At 58.3% G+C, this 23124-nt stretch carries 21 protein-coding genes; 11 read left to right on the top strand and 10 right to left on the bottom strand.

Annotation, left to right across the window (positions count from 1 at the left end; all coding sequences use genetic code 11):
* Positions 1 to 91 precede the first annotated feature (91 nt).
* Entirely contained in the window at positions 92 to 4516 is a 4425-nt protein-coding gene (locus tag AC07ZE_RS03570; RefSeq protein WP_207261334.1) for an NEL-type E3 ubiquitin ligase domain-containing protein, read from the bottom strand.
* 514 nt (positions 4517 to 5030) lie between these two features.
* Between AC07ZE_RS03570 and AC07ZE_RS03565 the strand changes: the two genes are divergently transcribed.
* Entirely contained in the window at positions 5031 to 6158 is a 1128-nt protein-coding gene (locus AC07ZE_RS03565) for a sensor histidine kinase (RefSeq protein ID WP_207261332.1), read from the top strand.
* A 39-nt stretch (positions 6159 to 6197) separates the two neighbouring features.
* On the opposite strand, the gene AC07ZE_RS03560 is transcribed toward AC07ZE_RS03565, so the two are convergent.
* Positions 6198 to 6503, bottom strand: a complete 306-nt coding sequence (locus AC07ZE_RS03560) for a chaperone modulator CbpM (protein ID WP_207261330.1) — start codon at positions 6501 to 6503, stop codon at positions 6198 to 6200.
* Positions 6504 to 6526: 23 nt separating this feature from the next.
* On the bottom strand, positions 6527 to 7474 hold the full coding sequence (locus tag AC07ZE_RS03555; RefSeq protein WP_207261328.1) for a DnaJ C-terminal domain-containing protein: 948 nt from the start codon (positions 7472 to 7474) through the stop codon (positions 6527 to 6529).
* A 296-nt stretch (positions 7475 to 7770) separates the two neighbouring features.
* On the opposite strand from AC07ZE_RS03555, the gene AC07ZE_RS03550 reads away from it, so the two are divergent.
* Complete coding sequence (locus tag AC07ZE_RS03550) at positions 7771 to 9036, top strand: Hsp70 family protein (protein WP_207261318.1); 1266 nt, start codon at positions 7771 to 7773, stop codon at positions 9034 to 9036.
* A gap of 100 nt (positions 9037 to 9136) precedes the next feature.
* Here AC07ZE_RS03550 and AC07ZE_RS03545 read toward each other — a convergent pair whose 3' ends face one another.
* From AC07ZE_RS03545 to AC07ZE_RS03535, 3 genes are all read right to left on the bottom strand, one after another.
* Positions 9137 to 10150 (bottom strand): AI-2E family transporter, encoded by a 1014-nt coding sequence (locus AC07ZE_RS03545; protein WP_137807119.1) that lies wholly within the window; start codon positions 10148 to 10150, stop codon positions 9137 to 9139.
* 174 nt (positions 10151 to 10324) lie between these two features.
* Positions 10325 to 10633: a PsiF family protein gene (locus tag AC07ZE_RS03540; protein WP_207261316.1), complete on the bottom strand. Its 309-nt coding sequence runs from the start codon at positions 10631 to 10633 to the stop codon at positions 10325 to 10327.
* 64 nt (positions 10634 to 10697) lie between these two features.
* A complete protein-coding gene (locus AC07ZE_RS03535) occupies positions 10698 to 11492 on the bottom strand; it encodes an AraC family transcriptional regulator (RefSeq protein ID WP_207261308.1) in 795 nt (264 codons plus the stop codon).
* A gap of 96 nt (positions 11493 to 11588) precedes the next feature.
* Here AC07ZE_RS03535 and AC07ZE_RS03530 point away from each other — a divergent pair, with 96 nt between their 5' ends.
* The gene (locus AC07ZE_RS03530) at positions 11589 to 12476 is read left to right on the top strand and encodes a DMT family transporter (RefSeq protein ID WP_207261306.1); all 888 of its coding nucleotides are present in this window, start codon (positions 11589 to 11591) and stop codon (positions 12474 to 12476) included.
* A 39-nt stretch (positions 12477 to 12515) separates the two neighbouring features.
* On the opposite strand, the gene AC07ZE_RS03525 is transcribed toward AC07ZE_RS03530, so the two are convergent.
* From AC07ZE_RS03525 to AC07ZE_RS03515, 3 genes are all read right to left on the bottom strand, one after another.
* Entirely contained in the window at positions 12516 to 13406 is an 891-nt protein-coding gene (locus AC07ZE_RS03525) for an esterase/lipase family protein (RefSeq protein ID WP_207261304.1), read from the bottom strand.
* A gap of 120 nt (positions 13407 to 13526) precedes the next feature.
* Positions 13527 to 13832 carry a DMT family transporter gene (locus tag AC07ZE_RS03520; RefSeq protein ID WP_207261302.1) on the bottom strand — a complete coding sequence of 102 codons (306 nt, stop codon included), beginning with the start codon at positions 13830 to 13832 and terminating at the stop codon, positions 13527 to 13529.
* Positions 13833 to 14471: an FMN-dependent NADH-azoreductase gene (locus tag AC07ZE_RS03515; protein WP_207261301.1), complete on the bottom strand. Its 639-nt coding sequence runs from the start codon at positions 14469 to 14471 to the stop codon at positions 13833 to 13835.
* Between the two features lie 109 nt (positions 14472 to 14580).
* Between AC07ZE_RS03515 and AC07ZE_RS03510 the strand changes: the two genes are divergently transcribed.
* The 3 genes from AC07ZE_RS03510 (at position 14581) to AC07ZE_RS03500 (ending at position 17236) form a co-directional block, all read left to right on the top strand.
* On the top strand, positions 14581 to 15495 hold the full coding sequence (locus AC07ZE_RS03510; RefSeq protein ID WP_207261292.1) for a LysR substrate-binding domain-containing protein: 915 nt from the start codon (positions 14581 to 14583) through the stop codon (positions 15493 to 15495).
* Positions 15496 to 15713: 218 nt separating this feature from the next.
* Entirely contained in the window at positions 15714 to 16478 is a 765-nt protein-coding gene (locus AC07ZE_RS03505) for a hypothetical protein (protein ID WP_207261282.1), read from the top strand.
* 56 nt (positions 16479 to 16534) lie between these two features.
* Complete coding sequence (locus AC07ZE_RS03500) at positions 16535 to 17236, top strand: hypothetical protein (RefSeq protein WP_207261280.1); 702 nt, start codon at positions 16535 to 16537, stop codon at positions 17234 to 17236.
* A gap of 74 nt (positions 17237 to 17310) precedes the next feature.
* On the opposite strand, the gene AC07ZE_RS03495 is transcribed toward AC07ZE_RS03500, so the two are convergent.
* On the bottom strand, positions 17311 to 19380 hold the full coding sequence (locus tag AC07ZE_RS03495) for an AsmA family protein (protein WP_207261278.1): 2070 nt from the start codon (positions 19378 to 19380) through the stop codon (positions 17311 to 17313).
* 377 nt (positions 19381 to 19757) lie between these two features.
* On the opposite strand from AC07ZE_RS03495, the gene AC07ZE_RS03490 reads away from it, so the two are divergent.
* The 5 genes from AC07ZE_RS03490 to ureG all read left to right on the top strand — a co-directional run bounded on the left by AC07ZE_RS03490 (position 19758) and on the right by ureG (position 23104).
* On the top strand, positions 19758 to 20180 hold the full coding sequence (locus AC07ZE_RS03490; protein ID WP_207261276.1) for a hypothetical protein: 423 nt from the start codon (positions 19758 to 19760) through the stop codon (positions 20178 to 20180).
* Positions 20181 to 20353: 173 nt separating this feature from the next.
* Positions 20354 to 20986, top strand: a complete 633-nt coding sequence (locus AC07ZE_RS03485) for a TetR family transcriptional regulator (RefSeq protein ID WP_095192099.1) — start codon at positions 20354 to 20356, stop codon at positions 20984 to 20986.
* A gap of 294 nt (positions 20987 to 21280) precedes the next feature.
* A complete protein-coding gene (ureE, locus tag AC07ZE_RS03480; protein WP_207261274.1) occupies positions 21281 to 21781 on the top strand; it encodes an urease accessory protein UreE in 501 nt (166 codons plus the stop codon).
* Positions 21778 to 22452, top strand: coding sequence for an urease accessory protein UreF (locus tag AC07ZE_RS03475; protein WP_207261272.1), 675 nt, complete (start codon positions 21778 to 21780; stop codon positions 22450 to 22452). Before ureE ends, AC07ZE_RS03475 begins: the two co-directional genes overlap by 4 nt.
* A 37-nt stretch (positions 22453 to 22489) precedes the next feature.
* Entirely contained in the window at positions 22490 to 23104 is a 615-nt protein-coding gene (gene ureG, locus AC07ZE_RS03470) for an urease accessory protein UreG (protein WP_207261270.1), read from the top strand.
* The last annotated feature ends 20 nt before the right edge of the window (positions 23105 to 23124 follow it).

Here is a 23124-nt window from a genome sequence, read left to right as displayed (position 1 = left end):
TTGTGGGAGCGAGCCCGCTTGCTCCCACAGGGGCTACCGCGGCTCAGGTCAGAGGTACTGCCAGACCCTCAACCCTGAACGGCACATTCAGTCACTGCAGGTTGGCGCGCTGCAAGGCTTCGCCGGTCAATTTAGCGAGCAGCGCCTTTTCCTGCGCCGCGATCGCCCCCATCTCGGCGTAATACTGTGCATTGCTCATGATCGTGCCTGGCTTTATCTCACTGTCAGGCTTGCCCAGAATTTTCGCCAACCGGACAACTTCCGAGCGCCAATGAGTCTTTTGCTCGGCCGAATCACTGTCGAGCCAGGCTCGTTGCGCTGCCTGCAAGTCCAGCAGTGGCTCGCCTTTGGCCCGCAAGGGTCTGAACAGTTCCTGATAGTGTCGCTCGAGGTGCTCGACCCAGAAGGGTTGCTCGAGCAGCCGTTCCAGCAACAGCGGCCCCCTCTCCTTTTCCAGCACTTGTTCGCAAGCACTCGTGATCATCTCGTCCGAGACATCGGGTGCCCTGAACATCATCTCCCGCGATTGCCAGGGTAATTCCAGACGCTCCGCCAATTGAGTGGGGTAGATCATATGGATTTCCACCTCATCAATATCCTCAAGCGGCTGCCCTTGCGCATCCACATGGGGGACCAGATCGCCTGCTGCATCGAATTCGGGAAACCGGCGTCCCTCGGCCACCAGCTCGTCGACCCGCTTTCGAGCGATCTTCCCCAGCTCGTTCAGACGCGACTTGCCCCGCGCCAATGTCACCAGTTCGACCTCGACTTCGTCGGCGTCCAGGTCATAGGCCTGAACGATCAAGACCTCGACGCCCATGGCATTAAATACCTGTGCGCCGGCATCCACGCAGGTTGTCGGGGCAGCGGCCATACGGAACAGTTTTTCCCGTAAAGCAGTGTTTGCGGCCGTCGCCTCAACCATTGACCAGACCTTGCCACACAACTCGACCCTCGCCGCTTCGTTGGCGGACAGAGCATCCGCCGATTGCGAGAGCTTCCTCAGTTCACTGAAAAATGGCTCCGACCCGGGTTCACGTTCGAGGTCGGCCCATACATCCTGTTTTTCCTTCCATTGCGCTTCGGTCAGCCCCTCTTTCCACAGACTGCTGTCGAACACACCTTGGGGTGGAAACTGTCGATCCGGCTCAAAGCCGACCGACTGGCGATAGTCTCTGACCCTGCTCAGATTCTCCGGGGAAATAGAGGCTGGCTCGTGACTGATGAGCGTGCGTGCCACGATCTCCGCTTGCTCTGACCCTGGCGTCACCTGCGGAACGATTTCCAGGGTGTTGGACCTCATGTCCAGGAACAGCGTGCGGCTCCTGGGCTGATCGAATAAACCCACAGGCCAGGTATTGATTTCCGTATTGGCCAGCAAAAGGATAAGCAGTTCGGGCATCTGCCCGATATCCGGAGGCAACTTCAAGGGATTGCCCTCAAGCCCCAGGTATCGAAGATGCGTCAGCTCGCGCAGTTGCTCGACAATCTGCGTGTCGAACTCGATCAGGTTGTCTGACAGGTCCAGTTCGGTCAGGTGAACCCATTGCGTCAATGCTTGCGGCATCTTGTCCAGTTCGTTGTTGCTCAGATTCAGTCTGCGCAGACGCTTGAAATGACGCAGAAATCCATCCGCGTGTGCGATGCCGGTACCCGATAGATTCAGGTGAGTCACGTGACTGAAATTGGCCGACAGCGGTGGTAGTTCTTCGACTTGTCCCTGCAGGTCGATGTTGGACAAATCAATCGTTTGGCCCTGGGGCCAACCGGTATTGTCCACGTCCACCTCCCCCCTGCGTTGCCAGGCCTGACCGAGTGCATTGGTGATCGTCAGTCGTGCATCCTGCTGAGGGGACTGTTCGATAGCCAGCACCCAGTTTTGCAAGGTGCGAGTGAGCGAATCAAACTCTCGCTCACGGTTTCTGAGGGTCGTTTCGCGACTGTCGCCCAAGCTCGCGATAAACGAGTCCATCTCCTGCGACGACATCGTGGGGTACAAGTGACGAACCCGTTGCTCAAAAACAGGTCGCCACTGGCTGACGTCAGGGTGATCGCTCAGGGGATAACCAATACGCTCGCCGGACAGGCGTTTGGGTACCCGGAAAAAAGGTTGTCGACGCGGTTGCATTCTCAATAGCGGACGAAGCTGATCACGGGGCAACTGATGCTCGATGATCTTCGTCTTCAGCTGCGCGCCCTGCGCGACATGGGGTAACCCGATGGCTTGACGATGCCGGTCAGGCAAGGCGTGCTGGATCGAGGCGTAAAGATCGTCGGTACCGTGCAAGTGTTCATCGCGCTCATTGCGTGCCTCGTAGAGTCCCTCGCCCACCCGCACCAGCACCTTGCGTTCGGCAGCCTGTTCGGAACCGACACTGGCGCGCAGTTCACCCTCGAGCCCGCGTTCCCGTACTTCAAGGCGGATATCCAGGTGCATCTTGCGCAAGGCATTGTCGCTGACGCCACTGACGTCGGCGATCTGAAGTAATTGATCGTCGGAGAACGCTTCAACCACGGGCCCCATGCGCCGCATCAGCGTCAGGCGATCCCAGGCCAGCGGGCGCTCAAGTGTATGACGCCAGGCACCGGCAGCGTTGTGAGTCAGGACGGGCTGGTAGGCTTGGGGATCGGTCGGATGCTTGATCCGCCACTGTTTCAACGAAGCTTCATAGGTTGTTTCGTAGAGTTGGCCACCGAGCCTGATGCAGGTCTTGCCTTCAACCTCGTACTGCCCCAGGGCATTGGCGGTCACGCCGGGGTCAAGCGCAACGGAACGCTCATAGCCACTCAGGTCGGGTTTCCACAATCGACGCTCGCCATTGGGCAGGGTCACCGGATCCAGGCTTTCGATCACGGGCTCGGCCTTGACCGCGGTCAGTTTGGCCAGTCCCTTACCCGCACCGGTCGTTACGGCGAGCAGGGCCAGGTTTTCCGCCAGCTCCACCAAGTGGGCCTTGGCGGCCTTGCGATCGCCCTCACTCCACTCCACCGCACCGGCAAAGGCTCCGTACAACAGTTGGCCGGTCATCACGACCATCATCAACTCGCCGAACACCGGGATGAACATTGAAACAGCGGTGAGCACCAACATGCCGATATTCAGCAGTCGAGCAAGTTTCTCGGAGCGCACCCTGGCATCGACATCCGCCGTGGGCACGGCGTGGGCTTGCGCATCGGCGATGACCTTGGCGCGGTGCTGCTCGAAGAGATAGTTCCACAGCTCGATGTTATCGCTCCATATCCCGTGGCCCTTGCGGGGAGCACCCGCCGGGACCAGGGCGGGATCGTCATTGGGTTGCTGATTGATCGGCTCGGCGGGCGGCAGTTTTTTGAAGCCGACAAACGGATTGATGCCCTGCGCCAAGGCATTGAAAATCGATGCATAAGGACCCAGCTTCTGGCTCAACGGTGCATTGGATGCATCGTCGGTGAATTCACTGAAATAGTGCGGACGATCCGCATAGTCGACAAACTGGCTGAAAAACCGCTGGTACGCGGTTGGACTGCCGTCCCAAGGTTGCGCGGCATCGCCGGTAGTGAAGCGACGCTTGAACATCGCCGTCAATTCGCTGTAGGTGTAACGCTTGAGGGGATGGTGGGGGTCGTTCGGGATATACAGGATCAGTTCGTCGGAGTAGCGGTATTTTTCGCAAATGCTGAATACTACGCAGCCGGTCATTCTGCGTTTCATCAACGTCAGATCCCGAAACCAGACCGGTTTACCGTTCAGACGGGGATGCACTTCACCGTTGATCACAGACAGGATCATCCTGTAGTCCGCAGGCTCGATATCCTTTTTCAACAGCGCCAGTTCAGCCGCTGCTCGCAAGGCGGTCTTTTGAGCCGCGATGAATTTATGGCGCAGCGCCTGCTCCGCCGCAGCATCGGCCGGTTGCAGGAAGTCTTTGAGATAAACCTGATACTTCGCGCCGATATCCAGCGAGCGACACAAGCCGGTGAATTGCGCCACCGTCAAGGACGTCTTGACCGCCTCGAAGTCGTCCGTCGCCGATTTTTGCGTCAGGAATCCCGACGACTCATCAAAGGCGCCGTCCTCGCATTCCGACGCTTCAAAGTTATGCAACGCAGCCTGCAGCAGCGGCAATTTCAAGACGTCGAACGTCCCGACATCTATTTCAAGGATGCCCATCTCCAGCGGTTGCTTGAGACTGATCAGGGTTTCATTGACGTCCAGTTCGACGTTGAACCGGTCCTTCAGTGCCTTGCTCAGCAAGGGTGCGGCGAAGGTGTCGATGTCCTGGAAGGCCGCCATGGCCTGGTCCAGCCGGATTTGTGCGCTAAAGCTGGCGGTGACGGTGGCGTTCAACGCCTGGCGTTGCTCTGGCGAGGCGCGCAGGTACCAATCCGGCTGGGGCGTATCGTGATCTTTCAGTTCTGTGCGGCGTTGTGGCGTGGCCTGGATCAGCCAGTCGGGAATGGCTTTTTCCAGGAGTGGCCCGTGAATGCTTTTTGTCACAGCGGTTGGTTGACCGGCGGACGGGAGGTTGTCGGACATGGTGTGTCTCCTGTAAATGGGAGCACTAGCACACCATGGCCGACAGCCTCGCTTGCGGTACATAGTTATGGCATCAGCGCCGCGCGATGCAGGTTATCGATACCGAGCTTTACGAGAAAATGCCCTCGATCATTCCAACGCTTTCAAATGCTGTCGATCCGCGGCCGACGTTTTCAAGTACCAATCCGGTATTTCTGCAGTCTGATTCAAGCAGCACTGGCGGCGCATTTTTTTATTGCATCGGGAATCCCCCTCGTTACGCGTTGCTCGTGAACACTCTTTTCAAATTTAGAGGGGCATTCGTCGAGTTGCTTCCTTGCAAATCAGACATGATTCAGACCTTCAAATGAATCGTTAAGCCAATAGCCTATTCATGCGAAGCCAAGGAATGGATATACATCTGTACCATCCCTGAAACGGCTTATCGTGCATCCGCCCTGCGGCAGGTTTACACCCGGCCCAAAGGGGCTACTATTTCGACACACCTCACCTCCACTGCCCCAGGACACCGCCCATGCGTCTATCCGATTTCATTACGCAACAGGCGGACCGTATCGTCGATGAATGGGAGCAGTTCGCCAGCACCATCACGCCTGCGGCCGAATACATGGATCGAGTGGCCCTGCGCGACCACGCCAAGGCCATTCTGCTGGCGGCCGCGCGGGACATGACCAAGCCCCAGAGTGCCAGCGAGCAAATGGCCAAAGCCAAGGGTGAAGGCCCGGAGAAAACCCCAAGCCTGGACGAAGCCGGCGCCAGCCATGGCGAGCTGCGTCATACCGTGGGGTTCGATCTGGTACAGATGACCAGCGAATTCCGTCACCTGCGTGCCTGTGTGATTCGCCTGTGGGTCGACAGCCTGGAATCACCGGATATGACGTACTTCCAGGACATGATCCGCTTCAACGAAGCCATCGACGAAGCCCTCGCCGAATCCACCGCCGCCTATGCCGAACAGGTCAATCGTTCGCGGGATATCTTCCTGGCGATTCTCGGCCATGACCTGCGCGCGCCGTTGCAAGCGGTGAGCATGTCCACCGAATTGCTGATGCGCAAAACGTCGTTGGAAGGCGATGCGCTGACCTGCGCCAACAACATCAAGCGCGGCACCCGGCACATGGCGGCGATGGTCAATGATTTGCTGGAACTGGTGCGCAGTCGCTTGGGCAAAAACCTGCCGATAGACCCCGCGCCCATGGACCTGTCTGCCGTGGCGCATGAGGCCATTGCTCAGGCTTGCGCGGGGAATCCGGAGTGCGATCCGACGTTAAAAGTAGCGGGGGATATGCAAGGCGTCTGGGATGCCGCGCGGCTAAGCCAGTTGCTGCAAAATCTTATCGGCAATGCATTGCAGCATGGCTCGACCAAAGGCGATGTAACGGTGACGCTCAGCGGCGAACCCGACACCGTTCACCTCACGGTACACAACTACGGCGCACCGATTTCCGAGAAGGACATCGGCACGATCTTCGATCCATTGGTGCGTAGCACCGACGAAGAACTGGGCCACCCGTCCACCAGCCTCGGTCTGGGTTTGTTCATCGTCAAGGAAGTGGTGGATGCGCATGGCGGGACGGTTGAGGTCAGTTCAAGCGAAACAGACGGAACGCTGTTCACCGTGGTGCTGCCGAGAAAGGTTTAGACCGTTGCAGTGAGGGAACCTTTGTGGCAGTACCGAGAATTACTCCACCACCAACCGCCCCAACCGCTGCTTCAACATCCGGTTCTCCGCCCGCAACTGCTGGACCTCTTCAAGCAGGTCCAGCGCCAGGGCGACGCCCTCCCAGTCCAGTTCCAGGTCATGGCGCAGCTTGGCCGCGCGCTTGGCCAGCGCCAGTTCGTATTCGGTGAAACGCCAGTCATTGGGCACGGCGCCCTGAGGTTCGAGGATGCCGTGCTCGACGATCTCGATCACGTAGACGTCCGTCAGGTCGGTTGCCTCACAGAATTCTGCCAGGTCCAGTTGAACGATCAGGGGGTTGCTCATGACGGGCTACTCCATGTCTGGGATCAGAAATTTTCTCTGGGGTCGAACGCGGCTTTTTTCGCCAGCTCCTGCCACAGGGCCTTGATGTCATCGTCGGTTTTTTTCGGCATGACGGCCTTCAGTTGCACGAACAGGTAACCGCGCTCACCCGACTTGTTCAACAAGCCATGGCCCTTGGCGCGCATGCGCTGGCCGTTCTGGCTGCCGGCCGGGACCTTGAGGTTGATCTTGCCGGTCAGGGTCGGCACCGCGACTTCAGTGCCCAACGCCAGCTCCCACGGCGCCAGCGGCAGCGTGATGATCAGGTTTTCGCCTTCGACGTCGAATTTCGGGTGTGGCGCAAAACGAATCGTCAGGTACAGATCGCCGTTGGCGCCACCACCGACGCCCGGTGCACCCTGGCCTTTGAGGCGAATACGCTCGCCGTCGGTCACGCCGGCGGGAATTTTCACGTTCAGGCTTTTCGGGGTGTTGCTGACGTGCTGGCCGGCCGCGTTGTACTGCGGTACCTGGAAGGTAACCTTCTTCGATTCGTTCGACAGGGTTTCTTCGAGGAAAACCCCCAGTTCCATTTCCACGTCTTGCCCTCGACGCCCGGTGCTGCGACGTGACTGTCCACCACCACCGAATCCTGGGCCGCGGTTACCGAAAATCGAACTGAAGAAGTCCGAGAAATCGCCAGTGTCCTGGCCACCGCCGCCGAAACCGCCACGGCTCTGCCAGCCCGGTGGTCCCTGGAATGGCTGACCGTGCTGACCATAGCGACGCAGCTCATCGTATTCGGCGCGTTTATCGGCGCTTTTCAGCGCTTCATAGGCTTCAGAGGCATCCTTGAACTTGGCCTCGGCGTCCTTTTCCTTGCTGACGTCGGGGTGGTATTTGCGCGCCAGCTTGCGATAGGCGGCCTTGATCGCCTTGTCGTCCGCCGTCGGCTCCACACCGAGAATCTTGTAATAGTCTTTGAAGTCCATCGCGGGAATCACCATCCGTTATCGAAGTCGCGCCACCTGCCACAGCATGCGCTTGATTACAGCGCAGGGGTTGACCGATCTCAAGTTTGTGACCGGATGGCGCATCAGAAGTTTATCGGCAGCGGGCGGGGCGACTTGCGCTTGCCTCGGGGCTGTCCGGTTGATGCAGGGTAGTTTGGGGGTGATGGCACTTCTTTCAAGCGTTGAATGGCAAGATTTAGCAGATAGTCGGCCTACGATTCTGTGTCGCTCTGGCATACACTGCGCGGCCGTTTTTTAACCGGAACTCGAAAGACATGAAAAACGCATCTCCAGCCCGTGCCGTGGGTATCGACTTTGGCACATCCAACTCCACCGTCGGCTGGCTGCGCCCCGGCATGGAAACGCTGATCGCGCTGGAGGACGACAAGATCACCCTGCCCTCGGTGGTCTTCTTCAATCTCGAAGAACGCCGCCCGGTGTACGGCCGATTGGCGCTGCACGAGTACCTGGAAGGCTACGAAGGCCGACTGATGCGCTCGCTCAAGAGCTTGCTGGGTTCCAAGCTGATCAAGCACGACACCAGCGTCCTGGGCACGGCGATGCCATTCAAGGACCTGCTCGGACTGTTTATCGGTCAACTCAAGAGCCGCGCCGAAGCCGCCGCCGGTCGGGAATTCGAAGAAGTGGTGCTGGGCCGCCCGGTGTTCTTTGTCGATGATGATCCGATGGCGGACAAGGAAGCCGAAGACACCCTGGTGGATGTGGCGCGCAAGATCGGTTTCAAGGAAGTCTCGTTCCAGTTCGAACCGATTGCGGCTGCTTTCGACTACGAGTCGACCATCGAGAAAGAAGAACTGGTGCTGATTGTGGACATCGGCGGTGGTACGTCCGACTTTTCCTTGGTGCGCCTGTCCCCCGAGCGTCGGGGTGTGGATAACCGTCACGAAGACATTCTGGCCACCGGCGGCGTGCATATCGGCGGGACCGACTTCGACAAGCAACTGAGCCTGCAAGGCCTGATGCCGCTGTTCGGCTATGGCAGCCGGATGAAAAGCGGCGCTTACATGCCCACCAGCCACCACATGAACCTGGCGACCTGGCACACCATCAACTCGGTGTATTCCCAGAAGTCGCAACTGGCGTTGGGCAGCATGCGCTACGACATCGAAGACACCGGTGGCATCGATCGCCTGTTCAAGCTGATCGAACAGCGCGCCGGGCACTGGCTGGCCATGCTGACGGAAGAAACCAAGATCGAGTTGACCTATTGCGACAGCCGTCATGTGCCACTGGATCGCATCGAAGCCGGTTTGAGCGTGGAGCTGACCCGTGCGCTGTTCGAATCAGCCATCGACAATCTGCTGGAGCGCGTGCGCAACAGCGTGAGCCAGCTGCTGGCGGATGCCGATGTTCGGGTCGATCAGGTGGATACGGTGTTCTTCACCGGCGGCTCGAGCGGGATTCCGGCGCTGCGTAACAGCATCTCGGCCATGCTGCCGAACGCGCGGCATGTGGAAGGGAACATCTTTGGCAGCATCGGCAGTGGTTTGGCCATCGAAGCCGCCAAGCGCTACGGCTGAGGAGCCGCTTCAAGCTGCAAGCTTCAAGTGGCAAGTAAAAGCAGGAGCGAACACGATCTGCTCCTTGCCCTTACTTGCAGTTTGAAGCTTGCAGCTGCTTCTAGACCATCCCCACCTGCTTCAACTCGCTCTTCAGGTACGCGTAATAAATCGGGCCCGCCACCACCCCCGGCAGGCCGAACGCGGCTTCGAACACCAGCATTGCCAGCAACAACTCCCAGGATTTGGCACTGATCTGCCCGCCGACGATGCGCGCGTTGAGAAAGTATTCCAGCTTGTGGATCACGATCAGGTAACCCAGTGCCGCCACGGCCACCCAGATCGACAATGACAGGCCGACGATGGTGATCAGGGTGTTCGACATCAAGTTGCCGATTACCGGCAACAGGCCGAGCAGGAAGGTCAGGACGATCAGGGTCTTGGTCAGCGGCAACTTAATGCCGAGCATTGGCAGCACGACAGCCAGGAAGATCCCGGTGAAGAAGGTGTTGAGCAGGGAAATCTTGATCTGCGCGAACACGATGTTGCGAAAGGCCTGAACCAGCAGGTGCAGGCGATCGAACAACGCGGCGGCCAAAGGCTTGCGCTTGGTCAGGTCCGGCACGCGCTGCAAGGCGATGATTGCGCCGAGCACCATGCCGATCAACAGCGTCACGAACATGTGCGCCGCATCCTTGCCTACCAGCTGCAAGTCACTGAGGTGTTTACTGATCCACTCGCCTATCGCCACACGAAACTCGGCGGCACTGGCCGGCAGGTAGGCGTCGATGAAGGGTGGCAGTTGCCCGCGAGCGCGGTCGACCACGCCCATGAACTTGTCGAGAGAAGCGCCGGGGTTTTCCGCCTCGTGCAGTAGAAAGCTAAAGGCGCCGGCAAAGATCAGCGCCAGGACACTGACAATCAACGTCCCTAACAATGCCACCGCGAGCCAGCGCGCACGCCGGCCTTCGATCAGCCGTTGCAACTGCGGGGTGAGCATGTTCACCAACTCGAACACCAGCAACCCGGCCAACAGACTGGGCAACAACCGCAGTGGAATCACCAGCAGCAACCCGCCGAAAATGATGACCCAGCTGATGACCAGCAACACTTGACGCTGAGAAAACGTTGGCATACAGCCTCAAAACGAACGGCGTAAAAGGATTGGCAGTCTGCCAGCGATCCGGTGTCAGCACTAGGGATTGTGTGGGACGACCTTGGTCGGGGTTCCGGTCAAGATTTGCAGCGTCCTTACCAACGCCTGCTCGCGAAGGGCCCCCCACAACCGCCACAGAACCCGGATCAATGCCTATTTTTTCTTCAGGCACTCACTCATGAACGCCTTGCGCGCATCGCCCTTGAGGGCCTTGGTCGCAGCGTCTGCATTGCAGGTTTTCATTTTCTCTTGTTGCGGTGTCAGGACTTTACCCGCGTCGTTGGCTGCCGGTGCCGCCTTGAGGCAATTGCTCATGAAGGCCTTGCGCTCCTCGCCCTTGAGGTTTTTTGCGGTAGCGTCGGCGTTGCAGGTGGTCATCTTGTTCTGTTGATCAGTGGCGGCGAAGCCCTGTGTGCAGAGCAACAAACCGATCATCAACAAAGGGGCACGCAACATCTTCATGGAGTTTTCTCCTTGTTGCCGCACCGAGGGGAACGGCCTCGCAGTGTAGTGTAGACAACAGCTGTTACACCTTCCTGTTCTCCAAATGGCTGCGTCGATACTGCTCTGGTGTGCATCCGGCCTGGCGCTGGAACATCGCAATGAACGCCGAACCGGTGCTGTAGCCCATGTCGAAGGCGATTTCCTGGATGCTGCGCTGGCTGTCCAGCGCTTCGATGGCGGCGACAAACCGCAAGCGCTGGCGCCACTCACCGAAGCTCATCCCCAACTCACGGACAAACTGCCGCGCCAAGGTACGCTCGCTCACATGAATGTGCGCTGCCCAATCCGCCAACGGCCGGTTGTCGCCAGGTTCGTTCTGCAGGGCTTCGAGAATGCCAAGCAACGCGACACTACTGGCATAGGGCAGATAACACTCATGCACGGGGGCCTGTTGCAGCTGATCCACCAACACCTGAGCCAGGCGCTGGTCCGCGTCGCGCTCGGGAATCTTCACATCCCGGGCGGCGAAATCCTTGAGGATGGCCTTGAGTATGTCGCTGATGGCCAGGGTGCAGGCTTGCGATGGCAGATCACGGCAAAGGATCGGCGCGAGGCAGACCGCGCGATAGTTGATCGGCTGGTTGCTGTAGAAGCTGTGCTCGGTCTCGGGTGGCACCCACACGGCGTATTGCGGCGGTGACATGAAGCGGCTGCCACCGATCTCCATGTGCAGTACACCATGGGCGGAATATTCCAGGGTGCCCCACGGATGCCGGTGAGCCGAAGCAAAGCGGTGCGCATCAAAATCGGCATAGCGAAAGTACACCGGGGCCGGCAGTTCGCTGAAATCCAGCAGGTCAATGTGTTGACTGGTCATGCTGTCCGGAATCAAGGGTAAGTTGTCTGGATCGAAGTATAGGCTTGTATCCGGACAGAGGATAATTGCCCCTCATTAACGTTCTGGTTTTCCCCGATGCAATACGCTTATCCCCTGCTGGCCATTTTTATCTGGGCCGGCAACACCGTGATCACGAAAATGTCTGCCGGGGCGATCTTCCCCGCGGAAATCGGTTTTTACCGCTGGCTGCTCGCCGGACTGCTATTCACGCCCTTCATGCTCAAACCGGTGATCGCCCACTGGCCGGTCATTCGCCCGCACCTGGGCAAGATTTTCATTCTCGGCGTACTCGGCATGGCGGTCTATCAAAGCCTGGCGTACTTCGCCGCGGCCCTGACCACGGCCACCAACATGGGCATCATCCTGTCCCTGATGCCGCTGATGTCGTTGGCCATGGCAATCATCAGCCTCGGCCAGCGCCTGACCGCCGGCGCACTGGCGGGTGCGGGGCTGTCGTTCGCCGGGGTCTTGGTGGTGGTCTCTTCCGGCAGTCTCGACGTGCTGCTGGAGCATGGGGTGAACCTGGGGGATGCGATGATGCTGGTCGCCACGCTGGCCTATGCGGTGTACAGCACGCTGCTGAAGAAATGGCAGCTGAAGTTGCCGCCTCTGGTGTTGCTGTATTTGCAGGTGCTGGTGGCTGTGGTCGTGCTGTTTCCGCTGTTCCTGGTCTCACCGAAGACCGGCCTGACCCTGCAGAACATTCCGCTGGTGCTGTACGCCTGCTTGCTGGCTTCGATGCTGGCGCCACTGGCATGGATGCAGGCGGTGGTGCATCTGGGGCCGAGCCGGACCACGCTGTTTTTCAATTTGCTGCCGGTGATGACTGCCTTGATTGCGGCGGCGGTGCTGCGCGAGCAATTGGCGATGTATCACCTGGTGGGCGGGATGTTGACCCTGGGTGGGGTGATTCTTTCCGAGCGCTGGACCACGGTGTTGGGCCGTAAAATCAGCGCTGCCTGACCTGTGGCGAGGGGATTTATCCCCTCGCCACAACCCGGTCTAAAGCCCTGCCGCTTCAAGCCTCGCCGCATGTTCGACAAACAGCCTCACCGGCTCGGCCCCCTTCCCCACCAAGCCCAACGACTGATTGACGATGTCGAAGTGATCCAGCGGGTAGTCGTCGCCAATCACCATCCCCAGATGCGAGCTGTAGCGTCCAACCATCCCGTCGCAATGCCCGGCTTCGCGCACGAAGGTTTTGGCGAACAGCCGGCAACTGCGGTTGGTGCCATCGAGCAGGTTGAGTCCGCGGTTGGTTTTTCCCGGCTGCAAGGTGCCGGACCAGGAGTAATAACGCACGCCATTGACCTCTTCCGGCCCCTGTCCGCCCCAAGTCTCGGACAGCCCCTGTGGATAACGTTGATTGAACAGCGCCACGCCTTCGGTGGTGAGTGAGTGGTGAGACGCGTGGATATCCACCGGCAGTTTCGGTCCGCGATATCCGGTTTCCAGCAAGCTCATCAATGCTGCGACCAGACGAAGCACAAAACTCAGCAGCCGGCCACGGGCGCAGTCATGGGGATAATGTCGGTGCAGATAATCCGCCAGTTCCGAACCATGATTCGGCCCCGCCACCGATGTCACCGAGGCCACCCTGTCCGGTCGCTTGGCAGCCGCATAGCGGGCCGTTAGCGAACCCTGGCTGTGGCCGATCAGGTTGACCTTCTCGGCCCCCGTTTCGCGCAGAATCTCCTCGATTCGCGCCAGCAATTGTTCACCGCGCACTTCGTTGGAGTGGAGCGGTGAGACCTGCACCGCAAACACCACTGCACCGCCCTGGCGCAGTGCGGTAATGATCCCGTACCAGTACGGATACAGCAGCAACCGCACAAACCCGAGCATTCCCGGGACCAGCACCAACGGATAGCGAGGGGCGAAACCTTGCGACATGGGCGGACGTCCTTGTGATCGGGGCTTGTGAATGAGGCTTGATGCAAGGCGAGATGCAAGACATCCGCCAAGCTAAGCCAGCGAACATGACAACTCGACGACCATTTTATGACATCAACCCTACTTCAACCCCACTACCCCCGCCACAATCAGCCCGACTGACAGCAACTTGACTGCGGTCAGGCTTTCGCCCAGCAACGCAAACCCGAGAAATACCGTGCCCAGCGAACCGATGGCAGTCCAGATCGGGTAAGCGATGCTCACCGGCAACTCGCGCATGGCCAGCGTCAGGAAGTACACCCCACCCACCGCCGCCACCACGGTGATCAACGAGGGCCACAGTCGGGTGAAGCCCTCGGCGTACTTCATGCCCATGGCGAAGGTCACTTCGAACCCGGCGGCGATCAGCAAGAACAGCCAGGCCATCTAGAACTCCCTGGCCAGCGCCAGCAGACGCTGTTCGGCCTCGGCGGCGGAAACCTCGAAGGTGCGCGCCGCGGACTCTTCGCCCTCCGCCGCGACCACCGTGACATCGGTGATACCGATAAAACCCAGTGCCGTTCGCAACAAGGGGTCGGCGTGATTCATGGCTTCCAGCTCGCCGCCCGGTCCAAAACCGAAGCCGCCGCGACTGGTGATGATCAGTGCTTTTTTACCCCGCACCAGCGGTTCATATTGGGCGATACCGTTGTCGAGCGTGTGATTGAAGGTCAACCCAAGCCGCACAATCTGATCGATCCAGGCCTTCAAGCCGCTGGGGACGCTGAAGTTGTGCATCGGTGTGGAAATCACCAGCACGTCATGGTCCAGCAGCTCACCGACCAGTTCATCGCTGAACGCCAGGTCGGCCTGCATTGACAGCGGTCGAGCCTCGGGTTTGGGGTAAAACGCTGCAGCCACGAACGCCTCGTTGACCGGCGGAATCAACGCGCGGCCAACCTCCCGGCGGGTCAGTTGTGCGTGGGGGTTGCGCGCTTGCCAGGCTGACAAAAACATTTCGGCCAAACGCCGGGAGTGCGAGCGCTCACCACGTGGACTGGCATGAACAGCAAGAATCTTACTCATCTGAATCTCCTTGGGACTAAACTAAAACTGCTTGTGGCTTGCAGCTTGAAGCTCGCAGCTGGCCCTATTCAACTGAACAAAAATCAGTCTGGGTGAGTTAATTTCATCCATGGAGCATTCAATGTTTGCCTCGCTACCGCTGACCGCCCTGCGCGCCTTCGAATCCGCTTCACGCCTGCTGAGCTTCAAGGCCGCCGCCGAAGAACTGTCGGTGACCCCGACGGCGGTGTCCCATCAGATTCGCTCGCTGGAGACGTGGCTCGGCGTGCCGTTGTTTGAGCGCCTGCCACGTCGGGTACGGCTGACCGACTGCGGCGAACGGCTGTTCCACAGCCTGCATGGCGCTTTTCTGGAAGTGGCGCAAAGCGTCGACACCCTGCGCCCCCAACGCAGCGGCACGAACCTGACGATCTCCACCACCGCCGCCTTCGCCGCCCTGTGGCTGGTACCTCGCCTTGGGCGCTTTTACGCCCGCCATCCAAACATCAGCCTGCGCCTCGATACCCATTGCGAAGTCATCGATCTGCATCAGGACGCCAGCGTCGATCTGGTGGTGCGCTATAGCCTCGATGACTATCCGAACCTGTATGGGTTGTGCCTGTTCGACGAATCCTTCGGCGTCTATGGCTCACCAGAGCAAGTGAGCCTGGCCACTACTCGCACGCCAACGCTGATCAGCGTGCGCTGGCACAACTCCAAGCTCTATGCCCACGGCTGGGAGGCCTGGTGCGCACAGGCCGACGAGACCTGGCTGACCGGCCAGCCCGCCGTGCGGGAATACGATGAAGAACATTACGCCCTGCAAGCGGCGATCGCCGGGCAAGGTCTGGTGCTGGCGAGCAACATTCTGGTCTCCGAAAGCGTTGCCAGCGGTGTGCTGGTGCCTTATCGGGGCGATGTGCAGGTGGATGGCGCCGGATACAGCGCACTCTGTGTACCGGGGCGTGAGCGACATCCTCCGGTTCGAGCGTTTTTTGCGTGGTTGCGAGAAGAGGCACTTGGCTCGGGACAGACCGCGCGTTGAGCCTCAAAGATAAGTCACTCGACATTTAGATATAAAAGATTGAGCACCTCTCCATTAAAAACACAACCCGAAAACCTGATAGATAGAAAATAACTCAAGATCTAACACCTCATCCCATATTTAAAGTTACAAACGTTAAATGGACTTTTTTTCGGAGAAAATTAATCTAAAACCGTAACCAACCGGTTGCTTACATAATCAAGTAAAGGACTACACTCATGTTCCTGGAACAACGACTCGAATTTGTCGACTCCCTTCCAACGCTACCACTGATAACAATGCCACGAGCATTCTCCGGCACTTCTGAAGACCAGCCCGCATACGACATAAACAAACCAAACGCCAGCGCACTGCCAGGCACAATCGATGTGTTTATGCCAGGTGTTTCGCAACAACTGATCGAGGATGTCAACATCTGCAAGTTAATAATGCAAAGGGACGCAGATAGATTATATCCAAATGACACGCAGTTATTTGAATGGTACAAACACTATGTTACCGGTTTGAGCAAGCTGGGCTGGATCATTCAAGCCAAGGACATTCAAGAGACCACTATCCGAAGAGTTGGATTAACGATGGATCAGGTTGCCCTGGAAGTTGCCAAGGGGTTGATTGGTGCAAATAGTGCTCAAATCCTTGCAAACGTCGGCAAACAGGCAGTAGAGGCTGTACAGAAAAATCCTCGAGCCATCGATATTTTTAACCGAAATTCCAAGCTTGGAAAACAAGCCAAGTTCGACATCGCTCCCGTTTGGGTTGATGGTAACGGACAAGCGAACATGGTCCTTAACTGCATATCCCTCGATGCAAGGGAAAGCACCCGTGGCATCCTGTTCTGGAAATCCACAAGGCAATCCACCACCATCAAGACCGGGGCCGTGCGAACATATCTGGACAACCGGGTATTCTCTGGCATTCGCGAACTACTGTACAAAAAATTCAGCAAGCAAGCTGAGCAATTCATCGAAGGGCTAAATTTCTAAGGGAACAAAAATCTAGAAATCCATATATTAAATGCCAAACCAGAGCCCCAACAATCATGGACACATCTCCGTTTGATATTTACCTGATCAGAGGCAATATAACCGTTTTCTGCGGTCCCCACACCGAAGACTTTAAGAAAGACGTTTTGAACTCCAGTCTGTTGAGCGATCTCGCTTCAGGGTCGAAACACTCACACTGCGAGCTTTCGTGGTCCGAGTACGTTTCCACGATCAACAAGTTAGGCTGGATTACCAAGGGCCGAGAGTTCAAGCGTTGCGAATTTTCCGCGAAAACCCTGTTAAAGACGGTGGAAACATGTGCAGAAACCTCCCTGACAAAAGTGGAAAAACAAACATTACACAATGCTTTTTTGCAACTGAGTAAACCGCCCACCCAATCGCCTGTTACCAACGTAATTCTTGATAGACTCCGAGCCAATACATTTGATCCCGGCGTAAAAATCATCGCTTCAAAGCAGACACCGGTCGCCACTTCAACCCGGCTAACCATTGTTCGCAACAATGCAAACATCATTAGCCTGCGGATTGCATTTCAAGCAAATGATGGAATCAACGCTGATATTCTGAACCAGCCAGTCCTCAGTTCCATCAAAGATGGAAAATCCAACATGTGGTTATTGGTGAGCTCGCTGGATGCGCGTGAGTACGACAAGATCAGAGCTGCTGTCATAAAAAAAATCGGCGATCACATCAACACAGACGTGCTGCACGTTCCAACGCCTACCCTTGCTGGCTGAGAATCTGCCGCAGTTTATGCTTGATCGCGCTCGGACTTGTTCTGCGGCAGCGATCAAGCATTTTTCAACTCGCCTCAGTTTCTCACCGTCTTCGGCGCCTTGCCCGCTTTCATCTGCTCCAGCAACGGCGCGCACTGATTCGGCTCGCCGCCGCTCGGCGCCACCAGCGCCAGCAACCCTGCCGCGGGTGCCGCGATCACCCCCAGCGCCACCATCCCGGCGCCGCGCAACATCAAGGGTACGGCTTTTACCCCGGCTTCGGGCTTGATGAACTTGCCACGCACGTACAGCGGCGAACGCAGTGAAATCAAGCGCCAGCCCTTGGATTCCGGGGTAATGGTCAGGTCCAGTTGCTCGGTCGCCATGTTCGCCGTGCCATCGACATAGACAATGGCGTTTTCGGTGTCGAAGACGAACAACCGCGTGGTTGCCAGACCGCTCCTGATGTCGAAGTCGGCCGCTGCGCAGTTAATCTTCACTTCCTTGTCGCCAAAAATCCTGCCCACTACGTAGTTGCCGACGTTCAACCCGGCCAACTCCATCAACTCGCGACTGATCGCCCCGTCGTTGATCAGCATTTTCAGGTTGCCATTGGCGCTGCCCAGCAATTTGGCCACCGAATTGCCGCGCCCGGTGATGTCGGCATCACCATTAAGCTCGCCGAAACTGGTTTTCATCGGCTCGAAGGTCGGGAACAACTGCTTGAGCTTGAAACCCCGCGCGGTGAGCTTTGCGTTGCCTTCCAGGGGTTCAGTGCGACCGTTCAGACGAATTTGCGCATCCAGCTTGCCCCCTGCAACGCCGAATCGCAGCGGCTCGAGACTCAGCACGCCATCGGTGAGCACCAAGTGGGTATAGAGGTCGTTGAACGGCAGTTTTTCGCTGTGGACGATGCGCTTGCCGGTGAACTCGACATCCGCGTCCATATCGCGCCAGCGCTCGGTCTTGAACGCTTCGACCGGCAGTACCTTGTCCGCCGGCTGCTTGCTCTCTCCGCCACGGGTCTTTTGCTTGGCATTGGAATCGGCACCGATCAACGGGGCCAAGTCGGTAAACAGCAGCTGATTGGAAAGCAATGAACCGCTGAGTTTCGGTCGCGGCTGACTGGCGACATAACTCAAGTTGCCATGAATGTCGCTGGCGCCGATCTTGCCGTTGAACGCTTCATAGCGGAAGACTGCGCCCCCCGGCTCATGCAACTTGGCAATCAAGTGCCCGTCGGTGGCGTACGGCGGCGTATCCGGCAGGGTCACGCCAGTCAGCGGGTAGAGATTGCCCAGGCTGGTTCCGGCCAGCTTCAGGCGCAGGTCCAGGGCACCCAGGTTCATCGGATCCGTCAGGGTACCCGCCAATTCGACGCTGGTGTCGGCGATCTTTACCTGGGCTTGCAGCGGAAATGGCCGCGCCGCATCTTGCAAGGCCAATAAGCCTCCGACTTTGCCCTGCCCCGCGAGTTTCTGACCGTGATACTGACCTTTGACCTTCAAGGCAAAGGCGTAGTCCTGCGGTGATGTGCCCTTCTCCCGGGCGGCTTTCGCGGTTTTGTCGCCGACAATCTCGCTGAACGGAATCGGTTTGCCCAACGGGTCGATCAACACGTCGAGCTGGGTCTTGAGGCTTTGGTCGTCGAGGGTGACATGGCCTTTGTCGAAACCGATTGCACCGATATCCATCACCCAAGGTGATGGTTCGGCGTTCGGGTCTTTCGGATCGAACTTGAACGTCCAGTTGGCACGGCCGTCGGCCAGCCGTTGCAGTTCGGCATTGGGTTCTGTGAGGTCGATACGCGGAATCACCACACGCTGTGCCAGCAAGGCCAATGGTGAGATGCGCAGCTCGACGCGTTTGAGGCTGGCCATCTGTGGCGCCTTCGACCAATCCGGATTGCCCAGGCTCAAATCTTCGGCCACCACGTGCGGCCACGGTACCCAGGCTCGCCAGCCGCTCTCATCAAGCTCGCGGCGCCAGACCACCGCCAGGTTGCCGTTGATGGCGAATGGACGGTGCAACTCTTCAGAAACCTTGGCATTGAGCGACGGTTTGATCCGGTTCCAATCAAAGAACACGATGATCAGTACCAGCACCGCCAGCAGCACGACCAAGCTGGTGAAGGTCCAGGCGAGAATGTTACGAGTGCGCGTCATTGCACAGGGCTCCTGATACGACTGAGCGCCCCGACTGCGACGCACATGAAAAACGCTGGGCCAGAACCGGCCCGCTATGGAATCTACGACTGGAAAACTGCGGGCAGGTTTAATCGAAAAACAGATTTTGCCGCAATCGACCGCTCGAGTGCCGTGCCTCCTTCCCCTCCTGCGTTACCGCACCCGCACTTTTGCGTGGCGCAAGTGAGTCGAAAATACCCACCTCGGTGCACCGCAAAGCCCCGGTTTAGAAGGCCTGCAGAGAACAATCAATTCCGTTGATTATTAACATTGCGTTTATGAACTTTTATATCGACTTATCGAGAGTAGCATTGCCTTCGTACCCAATTTATCGCCCTCCCACGGAGCACCCGATCATGAAACGCCAATTGTTGCTCAGCCTTACCCTTTCTATGTTGACCAGCACTGCTTTCGCACTGCCGGCCGCTGACCAGGCTACTCCGCAAGTCAAAGACAGCCACTCGGTATTCAGCCAAACCGTCGCCGCCGATGGTTCCGACCGTACTCCAGGCCAAACCCTTGCCGAAGGTGGTAACGATCGCCTGAAAGAAAAAGGTCTGATCACCGAAGATGGCTACGATCAAACCCCACAAGGTCAAACTGTTGCCGAAGACGGCTACGACCAGACCCCACAAGGCCAGACTGTTGCTGAAGATGGCTACGACCAGACGCCTCAAGGTCAAACCGTTGCCGCTGACGGCTCGGACCGCACCCCAGGTCAAACCCTCGCCGAAGGTGGTGGTGACCGCGTAATCGAACGCAACAGCACCATGAGCTAACCCCATGGTGGCCCTGAAGAAAAGCCCAATCACCGGATTGGGCTTTTGATTTTCTGGTTCCTCGCTTTATAGACGCCGCTCATCTCCCGCTGGATCTCCTTATCCCCGTTCGACGCCGGCAAAGCCGATTTGCTAGAGTGCGCCGCTCTCCTTCTCCAGAAAACGCCTTTGTAATGCTGCCCCGCGCCGAACAGAAACAACAGACCCGCAACGCCCTGATGGACGCTGCCCGCCATTTGATGGAAGGTGGCCGAGGATTCGGCAGCCTGAGCCTGCGTGAAGTGGCGAAAACCGCCGGGATTGTCCCGACCGGTTTCTACCGACATTTCGCCGATATGGATGAATTGGGCCTGGTGCTGGTCAGCGAGGTCGGCCAGACCTTCCGTGAAACCATTCGCTTGGTGCGACACAACGAATTTGTCATGGGCGGTATCATCGATGCGTCGGTGCGGATCTTTCTCGATGTGGTCAGTGCCAACCGATCACAATTTCTGTTTCTTGCCCGCGAGCAATACGGCGGTTCGCTACCGGTGCGTCTGGCCATCGGCCGTTTGCGCGAAGATATCAGCTCGGACCTGGCTGCCGACCTGTCGCTGATGCCAAAGCTGCAACACCTGGACATCGCCGACCTGAGCGTGATGGCGGACCTGATCGTTAAAAGCGTGTTCGCCACCTTGCCGGACATCATCGATCCGCCGGCCGAGGCATTGCCTGAACACCTGACGCCTCAGGCGAAGATTACCCAGCAGTTGCGCTTTATCTTTATCGGCCTCAAGCACTGGCAAGGTCTCGGCAGCACTGAGTAACCCGCTTCTGCCCCTGACGGTACACAACTCCCTGTGCGAGCCTGCTCGCGAAAGCGGTTGTCCACTCAACATCAAGGCAACTGAGCCGCCCCATTCGCGAGCAAGCTCGCTCCCATAGAAAAGCCAAGCCGCCCCACGCTGGTGCAATACAAAATCCTCTTGCACCAACATCACTCAAAACCCACGCCCCAACAAACCTCGACCTACACATCCCTCAGGCATTTCCTACACGCCACCCCGATTGGCAAGCCCCTTGCTCTAGCCTGAGCATTGTCCATTGCTGGAAGCTTTCCGATGCTGGTGATTCATCGCAGAATCGACCCTCAACCCGTCTGGGCCGCCGAGTTGCACCTGACGTTCGAAGCCCGGAGCAAAAGCCGTTTGCGCTGTTTCAGTGCCGAAGGTGAAGACGTCGGCCTGTTTCTGGAGCGCGGTCAATCGCCACTGCATGACGGCGAATGTCTGCAAGCCGAAGACGGGCGCATCGTCCGCGTTTGCGCCCGCCCGGAACAGCTGCTGCACGTCACCTGCGCCAACGCTTTCGAATTGACCCGAGCCGCCTATCACCTGGGCAATCGCCACGTTGCCTTGCAGGTTGGCGACGGCTGGCTGCGCCTGCTCGATGATTACGTACTCAAGGCCATGCTCGAACAACTTGGCGCCACCGCCGAAAGCATCGAAGCGCCATTCCAGCCGGAGCACGGTGCCTATGGCGGCGGCCATCATCACTCGCGCCATGGTGATGAAGACTTCAACTACCCGCCCAAACTGCACCAGTTCGGCGTGCGCCCATGAACCGCGCCTGGGCGCTGCTGCGTCTGGCCAGTCCGCAATTGCCGATCGGCGGCTACAGCTATTCCCAAGGCCTGGAAATGGCGGTGGAGAACGGTCGGGTGCACGATCCGGACAGTGCGCGGCGCTGGATCAGTGATCAATTGCTGCTCAATCTCGCCTGCTTCGAAGCCCCGCTGCTGCTTGCTCATTGCATGGCCGCCTTCGAGGAAAACTGGAGCGAACTGCTGCAACGCTGCGAAGAACACCGCGCCAGCCGGGAAACCCGTGAGTTGCATCAGGAGAGCCGGCAGATGGGCTATTCCCTGCAACAATTGCTCTACGGTTTGCCGGAGCTGGACGCAACGGCACGCGCCTTTCTGGCTCAGCGCCCCGAACCGCACTTGGCCCTGGGCTGGGCGCTGGCCGCTCGCGCCTGGCAGATCAGTCCGCAGGATGCATTGGCCGCATGGCTCTGGAGCTGGCTGGAAAACCAGTTGGCGGTATTAATGAAAACCCTGCCGCTGGGCCAACAAGCTGCCCAGCGCCTGACCAGCGAATTGCTCCCGTTGGTGCAGCAAGCCCAGCAGAACGCCACCGCCATCAACCCCGAACACTATGGCAGCGCCGCTTTCGGCCTGTCCCTGGCGTGTATGGCCCACGAGCGCCAGTACAGCCGTCTGTTTCGTTCCTAGGCCCCCTTATTTTGGCCGCTCTATTTTGGAGAACCACATGAACACACAACCCCTGCGCGTCGGCATCGGCGGCCCGGTCGGCTCCGGTAAAACCGCCCTGACCCTGGCCCTGTGCCTGGCCCTGCGCGATCGCTACAACCTGGCTGTCGTGACCAACGATATCTACACCCGCGAAGATGCCGACTTTCTGGTGCGCAACCAGGCTCTGGCGCCAGAGCGGATCATTGGCGTGGAAACCGGTGGCTGCCCGCACACGGCGATCCGCGAAGACGCCTCGATCAACCTCGAAGCCGTGGATCAGTTGAACCGCCGCTTTCCCGGCCTGGACCTGATTCTGGTGGAGTCCGGTGGCGACAACCTGTCGGCGACCTTCAGCCCTGAACTTTCAGACCTGACCATCTATGTAATCGACGTTTCGGCCGGCGACAAGCTGCCACGCAAGGGCGGACCGGGGATCTGCAAGTCCGATTTGCTGGTGATCAACAAAATCGACCTGGCGCCGCTGGTAGGCGCGTCGCTGACCCTGATGGACAGCGACACCACGCGCATGCGCAACGGCAAGCCCTTCGTCTTCAGCAACCAGAAAACCGGCCAGGGCCTCGAAGAAATCATCGCCTTCATTGAACGCCAGGGTCTGCTGAGCGCGGCCTGAACCCCATATTCACAAGGAAG

This window comes from Pseudomonas sp. GW101-3H06 (assembly GCF_059424605.1).
The sequence above is the reverse complement of the archived record's forward strand: the minus strand, read 5'-3'. Positions and strand labels throughout refer to the sequence as shown.

Excerpts from the sequence above, each read along its gene's own strand:
- AC07ZE_RS03570 (WP_207261334.1), bottom strand. The coding sequence starts at position 4,516 with ATGTCCGACAACCTCCCGTCCGCCGGTCAACCAACCGCTGTGACAAAA.
- AC07ZE_RS03565 (WP_207261332.1), top strand. The coding sequence starts at position 5,031 with ATGCGTCTATCCGATTTCATTACGCAACAGGCGGACCGTATCGTCGAT.
- AC07ZE_RS03560 (WP_207261330.1), bottom strand. The coding sequence starts at position 6,503 with ATGAGCAACCCCCTGATCGTTCAACTGGACCTGGCAGAATTCTGTGAG.
- AC07ZE_RS03555 (WP_207261328.1), bottom strand. The coding sequence starts at position 7,474 with ATGGACTTCAAAGACTATTACAAGATTCTCGGTGTGGAGCCGACGGCG.
- AC07ZE_RS03550 (WP_207261318.1), top strand. The coding sequence starts at position 7,771 with ATGAAAAACGCATCTCCAGCCCGTGCCGTGGGTATCGACTTTGGCACA.
- AC07ZE_RS03545 (WP_137807119.1), bottom strand. The coding sequence starts at position 10,150 with ATGCCAACGTTTTCTCAGCGTCAAGTGTTGCTGGTCATCAGCTGGGTC.
- AC07ZE_RS03540 (WP_207261316.1), bottom strand. The coding sequence starts at position 10,633 with ATGAAGATGTTGCGTGCCCCTTTGTTGATGATCGGTTTGTTGCTCTGC.
- AC07ZE_RS03535 (WP_207261308.1), bottom strand. The coding sequence starts at position 11,492 with ATGACCAGTCAACACATTGACCTGCTGGATTTCAGCGAACTGCCGGCC.
- AC07ZE_RS03530 (WP_207261306.1), top strand. The coding sequence starts at position 11,589 with ATGCAATACGCTTATCCCCTGCTGGCCATTTTTATCTGGGCCGGCAAC.
- AC07ZE_RS03525 (WP_207261304.1), bottom strand. The coding sequence starts at position 13,406 with ATGTCGCAAGGTTTCGCCCCTCGCTATCCGTTGGTGCTGGTCCCGGGA.
- AC07ZE_RS03520 (WP_207261302.1), bottom strand. The coding sequence starts at position 13,832 with ATGGCCTGGCTGTTCTTGCTGATCGCCGCCGGGTTCGAAGTGACCTTC.
- AC07ZE_RS03515 (WP_207261301.1), bottom strand. The coding sequence starts at position 14,471 with ATGAGTAAGATTCTTGCTGTTCATGCCAGTCCACGTGGTGAGCGCTCG.
- AC07ZE_RS03510 (WP_207261292.1), top strand. The coding sequence starts at position 14,581 with ATGGAGCATTCAATGTTTGCCTCGCTACCGCTGACCGCCCTGCGCGCC.
- AC07ZE_RS03505 (WP_207261282.1), top strand. The coding sequence starts at position 15,714 with ATGTTCCTGGAACAACGACTCGAATTTGTCGACTCCCTTCCAACGCTA.
- AC07ZE_RS03500 (WP_207261280.1), top strand. The coding sequence starts at position 16,535 with ATGGACACATCTCCGTTTGATATTTACCTGATCAGAGGCAATATAACC.
- AC07ZE_RS03495 (WP_207261278.1), bottom strand. The coding sequence starts at position 19,380 with ATGACGCGCACTCGTAACATTCTCGCCTGGACCTTCACCAGCTTGGTC.
- AC07ZE_RS03490 (WP_207261276.1), top strand. The coding sequence starts at position 19,758 with ATGAAACGCCAATTGTTGCTCAGCCTTACCCTTTCTATGTTGACCAGC.
- AC07ZE_RS03485 (WP_095192099.1), top strand. The coding sequence starts at position 20,354 with ATGCTGCCCCGCGCCGAACAGAAACAACAGACCCGCAACGCCCTGATG.
- ureE (WP_207261274.1), top strand. The coding sequence starts at position 21,281 with ATGCTGGTGATTCATCGCAGAATCGACCCTCAACCCGTCTGGGCCGCC.
- AC07ZE_RS03475 (WP_207261272.1), top strand. The coding sequence starts at position 21,778 with ATGAACCGCGCCTGGGCGCTGCTGCGTCTGGCCAGTCCGCAATTGCCG.
- ureG (WP_207261270.1), top strand. The coding sequence starts at position 22,490 with ATGAACACACAACCCCTGCGCGTCGGCATCGGCGGCCCGGTCGGCTCC.